Source organism: Aeromonas sp. 1HA1, assembly GCF_029237385.1.
Classification (GTDB): Bacteria; Pseudomonadota; Gammaproteobacteria; order Enterobacterales; family Aeromonadaceae; genus Aeromonas; species Aeromonas popoffii.
On sequence record NZ_JAACGC010000015.1, the window covers coordinates 1 to 12,104 of the forward strand.

Below are 12,104 nucleotides of genomic sequence, written 5' to 3' on the forward strand. Positions count from 1 at the left end.
AGGACTCTGAGGGTAGAATTGGTCATGGCGTATCACCTCTGTTAATTGAGATTCTTCGCGGGAATCAATCAGCAGGATACGCCACCTTCTCTATCTCCCCCATACACCAGAAATCACCATAACTCTCCTTGATATCAGCAGACCCTGTTAGGGTATTGAAGCTGCACGACCGGTTACTCCAACCAGTCAATGTCAGCTTGTTCAGACCTTGAGTGTTGGCCTCTGTCTCACCGCTGACAGAACACCACTCTTTAAACAAGATGGTCAGCTTGATCCCCGACCCCTTGTTGCTGCGCTCGGTTTTAGCACTCTCCCCAAGGTTGTACCAGGAGTCTGCGTTGATAGGCGCAGTGACCATCGGCTGCAATGCAATCTGACCGCCCCAATTCTGAATAGTGAGCGCTGAATCGATGTTGGCTTTGACGGGTCGATAATCCAGAACCCAGAGTGACTGACTGCTTCCCACTGCACCTGACACTTTTCTTGTTAACACCTCCCCCCAATCAATCTCGGCGAGTGGATGTAAAAAACCCCTCGAAAAGAGGGGCTGAATCAAACACTTAATCTATCGGATCACGCCTCGCCGCTGGGCAGTGCTGCGGGTTCCAGCAGCGATTCATCCTCGGCCATACAGGCAGCCGCGGTGAACAGCACGTCGGTGGAGCTGTTAAGCGCTGTCTCGGCAGAATCCTGCAGCACGCCGATGATAAAGCCCACGGCCACTACCTGCATGGCGATGTCGTTGCCGATGCCAAACAGGCTGCACGCCAGCGGGATCAGCAGCAGTGAGCCACCGGCCACGCCGGAAGCGCCGCAGGCACTGACCGTCGCGACCACGGAGAGCAGCACGGCAGTGGCCAGATCCACTTCCATGCCTAAGGTGTGTACCGCCGCCATGGAGAGCACGGTAATGGTGATAGCGGCACCAGCCATGTTGATGGTGGCGCCCAGCGGGATAGAGACCGCGTAGGTATCTTCCGGCAGGCGCAGTTTTGCACACAGCGCCATGTTGACCGGGATATTTGCGGCAGAGCTGCGGGTGAAGAAGGCGGTCATGCCACTCTCTTTAAGGCAGGTCAGCACCAGCGGATAGGGGTTGCGCTTGATCTTCCAGAACACGATCAGCGGGTTGACCACGAAAGCGATAAACAGCATGCAGCCAATCAGTACCATCAGCAGTTGGGCATAACCAAACAGCGCATCGAAGCCGGTTTCGGCCAGGGTCGAGGCAACCAGACCCAGAATACCCAGCGGCGCACAGCGGATCACCGCTTTCACTATGGTGGAGACACCCTGGGAAAGATCGGTGATCAACGCCTTGGTGCTCTCGTTGGCATGGCGCATCGCAATGCCCAGGCCGATGGCCCACGCCAGGATCCCGATATAGTTAGCATCCATCAGCGCCTTGACCGGGTTGGTCACCACATTGAACAGCAGCGTCTGCAACACCTCTGTGATGCCACCCGGCGGGGTGATCTCGGCAGTATTGGCCACCAGATGCAGGTTGGTGGGGAACAGGAAGCTGGCGATCACCGCCACCATGGCGGCAGCAAAGGTGCCAAACAGGTAGAGTGCGAGCAGCGGGCGAATGCGGGTCTTCTGACCTTGCTTGTGACCGATGATCGCTGCCATTACCAATACAAAGACCAGCAGTGGAGCAACCGCCTTCAACGCGCCAACAAACAGGCTGCCAAGCAGACCCGCTGCCTTGGCCCATTCCGGCATGAACATGGCAAGGAGGATACCGAGTACCAGACCGACCAGGATCTGGCTAACCAGACTGGTGCTGTTGACCAGTCGCATGAGGGGGGGGGGGTTGTGTCATCAAATAGTCCCTGAGCACCGAAGTGCGTGAATCATTAGTCCTGTTGGCAATCGCTACGCCAGGCGACACCCATGTCACAGGCTGGCGTCATCTGCCCCGGCAAACCTTCTCTTGAGCATGTCCGGAAACACACGGGATTGCGGACAAGGAATATCCCATCTGCAATCGTTTTTTTCCACATAATCACTGAAAAATATCCGGTCAACCTCACAAAAAACCGACAACAATACGACAACACAATATCAACAGCACCCAATTGGGTGCCGTTTTCCCCTGGTTAGCCGTCCAGATACTCCCCGGCGGTGGTATCATGGAAGTTTTACACTGGAGTCCTGCCATGATCTCGTCCCTGTTGACCCGCCACTTCGGCTTCGACCAGTTAAGGCCCGGTCAGGAAGCGGTGATCAGCCGGTTGCTGGCAGGCCAGAGCGCAGCCGCCATCTTTCCCACCGGCTCCGGCAAGTCTCTCTGTTACCAGCTACCCGCCCTTGCCTTGCCCCACCTGACCCTGGTGATCTCCCCGTTGATCGCGCTGATGCACGACCAGCTCGCCTTCTTGCGCAGCAAGGGGATAGCCGCCGCGACCCTGGATTCGAGCCAGACGCCGGAGGAGAGCCGCCATGTGATGCAACAGGCCAGCGACGGTCAGCTCAAGATCCTGATGATCTCGGTAGAGCGGCTCAAGAACGAGCGCTTTCGCCGCTTCATCCAGCAGGTGCCGCTGTCGATGCTGGTGGTAGATGAGGCGCACTGCATCTCGGAGTGGGGTCACAACTTTCGACCCGACTACCTCAAGCTGCCGACTTACCGCCGCGAGCTGAAGATCCCCCTGGTGTTGCTGCTGACCGCAACGGCAACGCCGGCGGTCATGGCAGACATGCAGGCCAAGTTCGATATCAAGGATGAAGGGCTCATCGTCACCGGTTTCTATCGCGCCAACCTGGATCTGGCCGTCGTCCCCCTGCCCGCCGAGGCACGCGATGGCTGGCTGCAAGCGGAAGTGCGGCGCGAACCCGGCGCCCCCACCATCGTCTACGTCACCTTGCAGCACACGGCGCAGCAATGTGCCGCGCTGCTGCAACGGGCGGGGATCAGGGCGTGTGCCTATCATGCCGGGCTCGACTCGGCCCTGCGCAGCCAGATCCAGCATGACTTCATGGCAGGCAAAGTGGATTGCATCGTGGCCACCATCGCCTTTGGCATGGGTATAGACAAGGCGGATATTCGCCGGGTCATTCACTACGATCTGCCCAAATCCATCGAGAACTACAGTCAGGAGATCGGCCGTGCCGGGCGGGATGGGCTCCCTTCCCGCTGCATAGTGCTGGCCAATCGCGCCCAACTTCCCGTGCTGGAGAATTTCGTGTACGGGGATACGCCCGATCGTGCCGCCATAGTAACTCTGCTCGAGATCTTGCAACAAAGCGGCAGCGAGTGGGAGTTTGGTCTGCTGCGCCTCTCCAACGACACCAACATCCGTCAGTTGCCGCTCAAGACACTGCTGGTCTATCTGGAGATGGCAGGCATCATAGCGCCAGCCTACAGCTATTTCGCCGAGTATCGCTTCAAGTTCGTGCTGGATAAGGCCGAGATCCTGGCCCGTTTCAATCCGGATCGCCGCCAGTTTCTGGAGCAGCTGTTTGCCTGCGCCCCGCAGGCGCGCAGCTGGTGTACCATGGACTTCGATGCACTCTGGCAAGGTTACCAGGGAGAACGGCAGCGAGCCGCTGCGGCACTGGATTATCTGCAACAGCAGGGCTGGATAGAGCTGGAAAGCAAGCAGATGACAGATGTCTATCGGATCCTGCCCCAGGCAGTGGACACCGACGTTCTGGCCAATGAGCTGTATGCCCTGTTCGAGAAGAAGGAGTTGAGTGAACTGGCCCGGTTGCAGGCCTTGCTCTCATTCTTTACATCGACTCGCTGCCTGAGCCATGAACTGGCCCGCTACTTTGCCGATGATCAGGCGCCAAGCCAATGCGGGCACTGCTCCGTCTGCCGTGGCGAGGTCGCCATCCTGCCACCACTACCCCCCCTCACCCTGCCCAACGAAAACGGGTTGCTCGCCTGGTGCGATCCCCTGATAGCCTTGTGCCACACTCGCCATCCTCGCATTCTGACCCGTTTTCTGTGCGGCATAGCCACGCCACTGACCACCCGGGTAAAGGCAAAAAGCCTGGCGGGCTTTGGCCAGCTGGCCGCTCATCCGTTTGCCGACGTGCTGGCGGCGGTGTCACGGATCTACCCCGCCCATCACGACTGAGCATCTCTGTGCTCGTGCGCACTGCGTTGAAAAAATAAGACCCTCGCTGTTGCGAGGGTCAAGCCAACGGAAACGTGCTTAAACAGAGCTTTGTATCCGCAGCCAACACTCTCTTGCTAAAGCGCTGACTGCCTGACACAGGGCCAATCTAGAGCAGCCCTAATGTAGCGTCAATGTAAAAATTAGAGCGGAGACACCAAGCCATTAGCATTACGCTGACGTAAACGTAATAAATTTCCTTCTTGCTATTTTCCCTCCCCCTTGCCCCGTCTAGGCTGCAGCCAGATGACCCGATAAATTCGATCTTCTTTCCATTTTCTGGCAAAAATTTATTTTTATGTCTTTGACATTTACCTCACTATCGTGGCAAAAATAATTTAACAGTCAGTAACATAGGTGTGTCACTGATTGCGCCTTCCCGCATCAGGATCGGGAAGTACCCTTGCAAATTTAAACCAATAGATGGTGATGGATTACTGAGGGCTGTTGACTAGGCTTAATGAGGTAAACAGAACAAAAGTAGTGATCCACTCTTTTCAGGGTAAGCGACTATAACGAGGGCAAAGTTATGGGCATCTTCGAGCATTATCAACAGCGATACGAGAAAGCCAGGGAAGAGGAGTACAGCATCCAGGAGTTTCTGGACATGTGTAAGCAGGACAAAGCCTGCTATGCCTCCGCTGCCGAGCGCTTGCTGGTCGCCATCGGCGAGCCGGAAATGATCGACACCTCGGTCAATCCCAGACTCAGTCGTCTTTTTTCCAACCGCGTCGTCGCACGCTATCCCGCCTTCAAAGATTTCTACGGTATGGAAGAGGCCATCGAACAGATCGTCTCCTACCTCAAGCACTCGGCTCAAGGGCTGGAAGAGAAGAAGCAGATACTCTATCTGCTGGGGCCGGTTGGCGGCGGCAAATCCTCTCTGGCTGAAAAGCTCAAGTCTCTGATGCAGAAAGTGCCTGTCTATCGTATCAAGGGCTCACCGGTCAACGATCACCCCTTCTGTCTGTTCGACATCGAAGAGGATGGCGAGCTGCTGGAAAAAGAGTATGGCATTCCACGCCGATACCTGCGCCCCATCATGTCGCCCTGGGTGGCCAAGCGACTGCACGAGTTCGGTGGCGACATCTCCAAGTTCAAGGTAGAGAAGGTCAACCCTTCCATCCTCGATCAGATTGCCATCGCCAAGACGGAACCGGGTGATGACAACAACCAGGATATCTCCTCTCTGGTCGGCAAGGTCGACATCCGCATGCTGGAGCATTTTGCCCAGGATGATGCCGATGCTTACTCCTACTCAGGGGCGCTGTGCAAGGCGAACCAGGGGATCATGGAGTTCGTGGAGATGTTCAAGGCACCGATAAAGGTACTGCATCCACTCCTGACCGCCACCCAAGAGGGGAACTACAACGGCACAGAGGGACTTTCCGCCCTCCCCTTCGACGGTATTCTGCTGGCTCACTCCAACGAATCCGAGTGGCAGCAGTTCCGCAACAACAAGAACAACGAGGCCTTCCTCGACCGTGTCTACATCGTCAAGGTGCCCTACTGCCTGCGTGTTTCGGAAGAGGTGAAAATATACGAGAAACTGCTTATAAACAGCGAGTTGACTGACGCCAAGTGCGCACCTGGCACCTTGGAACTGTTGGGTCAGTTCTCCGTCCTCTCCCGACTGAAAGAGCCGGAAAACTCCAGCCTCTACTCCAAGATGCGGGTCTATGATGGCGAGAGCCTGAAAGACACGGATCCCAAGGCGAAGAGCTATCAGGAGTACCGTGACTACGCCGGTGTGGACGAGGGTATGAATGGCTTGTCAACCCGCTTTGCGTTCAAGATCCTCTCCCGCGTCTTCAACTTCGACCACGCGGAAGTGGCAGCCAACCCGGTGCATCTCTTCTACGTGCTGGAACAACAGATAGAGCGTGAGCAGTTCCCACAGGAGCTGCACGATCGCTACCTCGAATTCATCAAGGGCTATCTGACGCCGCGCTATGTGGAGTTCATTGGCAAGGAGATCCAGACCGCCTATCTCGAGTCCTACTCCGAGTACGGCCAGAACATCTTCGATCGCTACGTCACCTACGCCGACTTCTGGATCCAGGATCAGGAGTACCGTGACCCGGAAACCGGTCAGCTGTTTGATCGCTCGTCGCTCAACAGCGAGCTGGAGAAGATTGAGAAACCCGCCGGGATCAGCAATCCGAAGGATTTCCGTAACGAAATCGTCAACTTCGTGCTGCGTGCCCGGGCCAACAATGCAGGCCGTAACCCCAACTGGACCAGTTACGAGAAGCTGCGCACCGTAATCGAGAAGAAGATGTTCTCCAACACGGAAGAGCTGCTGCCGGTTATCTCCTTCAACAGCAAAACCTCGGCCGAGGAGCAGAAGAAGCACGATAACTTTGTCGAACGGATGATGGAGAAAGGCTACACCCGCAAACAGGTGCGACTGCTCTCCGAATGGTATCTCAGGGTACGCAAGTCATCCTGACCCTGCCGTGGTTCAAGGGGGAGTTATGGCGCATTTTATCGACCGCAGGCTCAACGGCAAAAACAAAAGCGCTGTCAATCGGCAGCGCTTCATCCGCCGCTACAAGAAGCAGATAAAACAAGCGGTCTCGGATGCTGTCTCCAAGCGCAGCATTCAGGACGTAGACAAGGGCGAAAGTATCAGCATCCCGACCAAGGATATCGGCGAGCCCCATTTTCATCAGGGGCACGGCGGTAAACGGGAGATGGTGCATCCCGGCAATGACCAGTTTGTCTCCGGTGACAAGATTGACCGCCCCAAGGGAGGTGGCGCAGGTCAAGGAGCGGGAGAAGGCCAGGCATCCAATCAGGGGGAAGGCGCTGACGATTTTGTATTCCAGATCTCCAAGGATGAGTATCTCGATCTGCTGTTTGAAGATTTGGAGCTGCCGCGGCTGCAGAAAAACCAGCTCAACCAGCTCATGGAAGTGAAAACCTACCGGGCGGGCTACACCTCCAACGGGGTGCCCGCCAACATCAACGTGGTGCGTTCCCTGCAAAACTCGCTTGCTCGGCGTATGGCGTTGCAAGCGGGCAAAAAACGCCAGCTGCATGAACTGGAAGAACGGCTGGTACTGTTGGCGGCCGATCCCAACGAACATTTCGCCGAAATCACCCTGCTTGAGAAGGAGATCAGGGAGCTGAAACGGCGGATCGCAGCGGTGCCTTTTATCGACACCTTCGATCTCAAATTCAACAACTTCGTCAAACGGCCCGTGCCTTCCAGCCAGGCGGTGATGTTCTGCCTGATGGACGTGTCGGGTTCCATGGATCAGGCTACCAAGGAGATGGCCAAGCGCTTCTATATCCTGCTCTATCTGTTCCTGAGCCGGACCTACAAGAACGTGGAAGTGGTCTATATACGCCACCATACCCAGGCCAAGGAGGTGGATGAGCACGAGTTTTTCTACTCCCAGGAGACTGGCGGCACCATTGTCTCCAGCGCGCTCAAGATGATGAACGACATCATCAACGAGCGTTACCCCGCCCATCAATGGAACATCTATGCCGCGCAAGCGTCCGATGGTGACAACTGGGCCGATGATTCACCGCAATGCCGGGAGATCCTGATGCGGGACATAATGCCGCAGGTGCGGTACTACTCCTATATCGAGATCACCACCCGCGCCCACCAGACTCTGTGGCACGAATATGAGTCGGTGGCCAGCCAGTTCCCCCATTTCGCGATGGAGCACATTCGCAAGGTCGAGGATATTTATCCGGTATTCCGGGAGCTGTTCAAGAAGCAAGCGGCGTGAGGGAGGTCATATGGTAGAAACCGCAAGAAAAATAGCGCCATTGGACGATGGCCCTGACTGGAACTTCGATCTGCTGGAAACCTATCATCAGGAGATCGCCCGGGTCGCCAAGTTCTATCGACTGGATACCTACCCCAACCAGATCGAGGTGATCACGGCAGAGCAGATGATGGACGCCTACTCCAGCGTCGGCATGCCCATTGGCTACCAGCACTGGTCATTTGGCAAGCGCTTCATCCACACCGATCGCAACTACAAACGCGGCCAGATGGGGCTGGCCTATGAGATCGTCATCAACTCGGATCCCTGTATCGCCTACCTGATGGAGGAGAACACAATGCCGATGCAGGCGCTGGTGATGGCGCACGCCTGCTATGGCCACAACTCCTTCTTCAAAAACAACTATCTGTTCAAGACTTGGACCGATGCCTCTTCCATCATCGACTACCTGTTGTTCGCCAAGAACTACATCACCGAATGCGAAGAGAAACACGGTATCGATGCGGTGGAGAAACTGCTCGACTCCTGCCATGCGCTGATGAACTTCGGCGTTGACCGTTACAAGCGACCGCAAAAGATCTCGCTGGCAGAGGAGAAGCGTCGCCAGAAAGCGCGGGAAGACTATCTGCAAACCCAGGTCAACGAACTGTGGCGCACCCTGCCCAAGCAGCATAAGGCCCTGGGTGTCGAAGACAGACGCTACCCGGCCGAACCACAGGAGAATATCCTCTACTTCATCGAGAAAAATGCCCCCCTGCTTGAGCCCTGGCAGCGCGAGATAGTGCGCATAGTGCGCAAGATCAGTCAGTACTTCTACCCGCAAAAACAGACTCAGGTCATGAATGAAGGGTGGGCCACCTTCTGGCACTACACCATCCTCAACCACCTGTATGACGAGGGCAAGATCAGTGATCGATTCATGATAGAGGTGTTGCACAGCCACACCAACGTGGTGTACCAGCCCCCCTACAACAGTCGCTACTACTCGGGGATCAACCCCTACGCCCTCGGTTTTGCCATGTTTACCGATCTGCGCCGCATCTGCGAGAACCCGACGGAGGAGGACAGATACTGGTTCCCCGATTACGCCGGCACCAATTGGGTGGATACACTGCATTTTGCCATGCAGAACTTCAAGGACGAGAGTTTCATCAGTCAGTTCCTGAGCCCCAAGGTGATGCGGGAGATGAAGCTGTTCGCCATCGACGATGACGATCTGAAGAACTACCTCAAGGTCTCCGCCATCCACAACGAGGAGGGTTATAGACTGGTGCGCAATACCCTGTCAGCCCAGTACAACTTGAGCAATCTGGAGCCCAACATTCAGGTCTACAACGTTGCAGTAAAAGGAGATCGGTCGCTGACTCTGCGCTATGTGCCACACAATCGGATCCCGCTGGGGGATTCCCGCCACGAGGTACTCAGGCATCTGCATCAGCTCTGGGGATTCGATGTGGTACTGGAGCAGGATAACGGCGACTTGCCCGCTGACATCATAGGCCGCTGTCCGGAGAAAAAACCGGTCTAAGGCCACTTTCAGCCATAAAAAAACGCGCCAGAAGGCGCGTTTCTCTTTGCATCAACAATCAGTTATCGCACAGATTGCTCGGCATATCCTGGCGCAAGCGGGTCCACAGCTTGCCGGACTCTATCCCGTACTGGCGTACCGTCATGAACACGGCTTCATGATTCTTGGTCTCGGCCAGATCCAACAAGGTCTTGTAATAGGCATCCGCCGTTTCACGGGCCTGCTTGTCAGAGAAGTAGTAACGTCCAACCCGACTATAGAGTCCCTTGAAGCCATTGAGGATCAAGGCGTAGATGGGGTTGCCGGAAGCAAAGGAGAGCTGATGGTGCAGACGATAATCAAACTCCGCATACGCTTCCGGAGTGCTATCCACAGCCTTGGCACCACGCAGTATCTCGGCAGCTTGCTCAGGATTATTGCGAATCGCACCACGGATGAAAATGGTGCAGATATTGGTACGCGCCGACAACAGCTGAGCCACCAGATCCGGCACCTTGTCCTGATCCAGACGGGCCAGAGTTTCCAAGATGTTGAGACCCGAGGTCTCCCAGAAATTGTTCACCTTGGTCGGTTTGCCATGCTGGATGGTGAGCCAGCCATCGCGGGCCAAACGCTGCAACACTTCGCGCAAGGTAGTACGAGTCACCCCGATCAGCTCGGACAGCTCACGCTCGGCCGGCAATATGGATCCTGGAGGAAAGCGATTGTTCCAGATGGACTCGATGATGTATTCCTCGGCAAACCCTGCAGGGCTCTGCGCTTTTATGACCATGTAGTGACTCTGTTGTAGTACGTAAAAAGGCCCCCGAATAATAGCAAAGCAGAGAGGGCTGGCAAGCAGAAGGTCAGTCCTCTGCTCACATAAGCAGGCCGTTTTGTTAAAAAAATGTATGAAACCACGCGATAGGTGCCAGCCAACCCCGCCGTCTGGCGATAAAACCGACATTCTCTTGGGCAAGGGGCACTATGTTATTTATAGTTACGCCTCTTTTTGATTAAAATCATGAGGAATCAATCTGATAAGGGACAACATCCGGATGTTCTGGTCGAGCCTGTCTTGACTGCATAGACGCAGATACCAACAACAAAACAGAGACCCATATTATGCCAATCAGCTTAGGGCAAGCCTTTGCCAAGAACTTCCTGGGCAATGCACCCCGGTGGTACAAGGCCGCCATTTTGCTATTTCTGCTAATCAACCCGATCGCCTTCCATCTTGATCCTTTCGCCGCCGGCTGGCTGCTGGTGGTTCAATTCATCTTCACCCTGGCCATGGCGCTCAAGTGCTATCCACTGCAACCCGGTGGCTTGCTGGCTATCGAGGCTGTGCTGATCGGCATGACCTCGGCAGAACAGGTCAAGCATGAGCTGGTGGCCAACATAGAGGTGCTGCTGCTACTGGTGTTCATGGTGGCCGGCATCTACTTCATGAAGCAGTTGCTGCTCTACGTGTTTACCAAACTGCTGATCCGGATCCACTCCAAGACCCTGCTCTCCTTGGCGTTTTGTCTGGTATCGGCCTTCCTGTCTGCCTTCCTTGACGCCCTGACAGTGATCGCCGTGGTGATCAGCGTCGCGACAGGCTTCTACGCCATCTACCACAAGGTCTCCTCTGGCAAGGAGTTCGGCAATCCGCACGACCACACCAATGACAATTCCGTCAACGAGCTCAATCGCCAGCATCTGGACGACTTCCGTGCCTTCCTGCGCAGCCTGATGATGCACGCAGCCATAGGGACAGCCATCGGTGGCGTCTGCACCCTGGTGGGAGAGCCGCAAAACCTGATCATAGGTGAGCAAGCTGGCTGGCATTTTGGTGAGTTTGCCATCCGTATGTCACCGGTCACAGTTCCCGTGTTTTTCTGCGGCCTGCTCACCTGCATCCTGGTCGAGAAGTGCCGCTGGTTTGGCTATGGCACCCAGTTGCCGGATGCGGTGCGTCGCATCATGGAAGATTACAACCGCTACGAAGAGGCCGAGCGCTCCCCGCAAGACAAGGCCAAGCTGATAGTACAGGCGCTGATCGCCCTCTGGCTGATCACAGGGCTGGCCATGCACCTGGCGGCGGTGGGGCTGATCGGGCTATCTGTCATAGTGCTGGCTACCTCACTGACTGGCATCACAGATGAGCATTCGCTCGGCAAGGCGTTCCAAGAGGCCCTGCCCTTCACCGCCCTGCTCGCCGTCTTCTTCAGCATAGTGGCCGTCATCATCGATCAGCAGTTGTTCAAACCCGTGATCCAGTGGGTATTGGCCGCCGAGCCGGACGATCAGCTCGCCCTCTTCTATCTGGCCAACGGCCTGCTCTCCATGGTCAGTGACAACGTCTTCGTCGGCACCGTCTACATCAATGAGGTAAAGACGGCCCTGCTCAACAACGCCATCAGCCGTGAGCAGTTCGATCTGCTGGCTGTCGCCATCAACACCGGCACCAACCTGCCATCCGTCGCCACCCCCAACGGCCAAGCGGCCTTCCTGTTCATGCTGACCTCGGCACTGGCCCCCTTGTTGCGCCTCTCCTATGGCCGCATGGTATGGATGGCTCTGCCCTACACCCTGGTGCTGGGAGTGGTGGGTTTCCTCTCGGTGGAGATGCTGCTCAGCCCGATGACCGAGTGGTTCTATCAGGCCGGCTGGCTGGTACTCGACAACGTCACGCCTGCGGTTCTGCCTGCGCTGCATTGACCCCATAAGGGCCCG

General features: G+C 56.0%; 8 protein-coding genes. 5 read left to right on the forward strand and 3 right to left on the reverse strand.

The window, feature by feature from the left end:
- Window positions 1-64: 64 nt before the first annotated feature.
- Together GWQ22_RS07145 and sstT are read right to left on the reverse strand one after the other, a co-directional pair.
- Complete coding sequence (locus tag GWQ22_RS07145; protein ID WP_275929870.1) at window positions 65-556, reverse strand: hypothetical protein; 492 nt, start codon at window positions 554-556, stop codon at window positions 65-67.
- 17 nt (window positions 557-573) lie between these two features.
- Window positions 574-1,803: a serine/threonine transporter SstT gene (gene sstT, locus GWQ22_RS07150; RefSeq protein WP_275929871.1), complete on the reverse strand. Its 1,230-nt coding sequence runs from the start codon at window positions 1,801-1,803 to the stop codon at window positions 574-576.
- A gap of 359 nt (window positions 1,804-2,162) precedes the next feature.
- Between sstT and GWQ22_RS07155 the strand changes: the two genes are divergently transcribed.
- The 4 genes from GWQ22_RS07155 to GWQ22_RS07170 all read left to right on the forward strand — a co-directional run bounded on the left by GWQ22_RS07155 (window position 2,163) and on the right by GWQ22_RS07170 (window position 9,404).
- Window positions 2,163-4,088, forward strand: coding sequence for a RecQ family ATP-dependent DNA helicase (locus GWQ22_RS07155; protein ID WP_275929900.1), 1,926 nt, complete (start codon window positions 2,163-2,165; stop codon window positions 4,086-4,088).
- A gap of 568 nt (window positions 4,089-4,656) precedes the next feature.
- Window positions 4,657-6,579, forward strand: coding sequence for a PrkA family serine protein kinase (locus tag GWQ22_RS07160; protein WP_042034879.1), 1,923 nt, complete (start codon window positions 4,657-4,659; stop codon window positions 6,577-6,579).
- 25 nt (window positions 6,580-6,604) lie between these two features.
- Window positions 6,605-7,876: a YeaH/YhbH family protein gene (locus GWQ22_RS07165; RefSeq protein WP_275929872.1), complete on the forward strand. Its 1,272-nt coding sequence runs from the start codon at window positions 6,605-6,607 to the stop codon at window positions 7,874-7,876.
- Between the two features lie 10 nt (window positions 7,877-7,886).
- The gene (locus GWQ22_RS07170; protein ID WP_042034881.1) at window positions 7,887-9,404 is read left to right on the forward strand and encodes a SpoVR family protein; all 1,518 of its coding nucleotides are present in this window, start codon (window positions 7,887-7,889) and stop codon (window positions 9,402-9,404) included.
- 58 nt (window positions 9,405-9,462) lie between these two features.
- On the opposite strand, the gene fadR is transcribed toward GWQ22_RS07170, so the two are convergent.
- On the reverse strand, window positions 9,463-10,176 hold the full coding sequence (fadR, locus tag GWQ22_RS07175; RefSeq protein WP_042034882.1) for a fatty acid metabolism transcriptional regulator FadR: 714 nt from the start codon (window positions 10,174-10,176) through the stop codon (window positions 9,463-9,465).
- Between the two features lie 332 nt (window positions 10,177-10,508).
- On the opposite strand from fadR, the gene nhaB reads away from it, so the two are divergent.
- A complete protein-coding gene (nhaB, locus tag GWQ22_RS07180; protein WP_275929873.1) occupies window positions 10,509-12,089 on the forward strand; it encodes a sodium/proton antiporter NhaB in 1,581 nt (526 codons plus the stop codon).
- The last annotated feature ends 15 nt before the right edge of the window (window positions 12,090-12,104 follow it).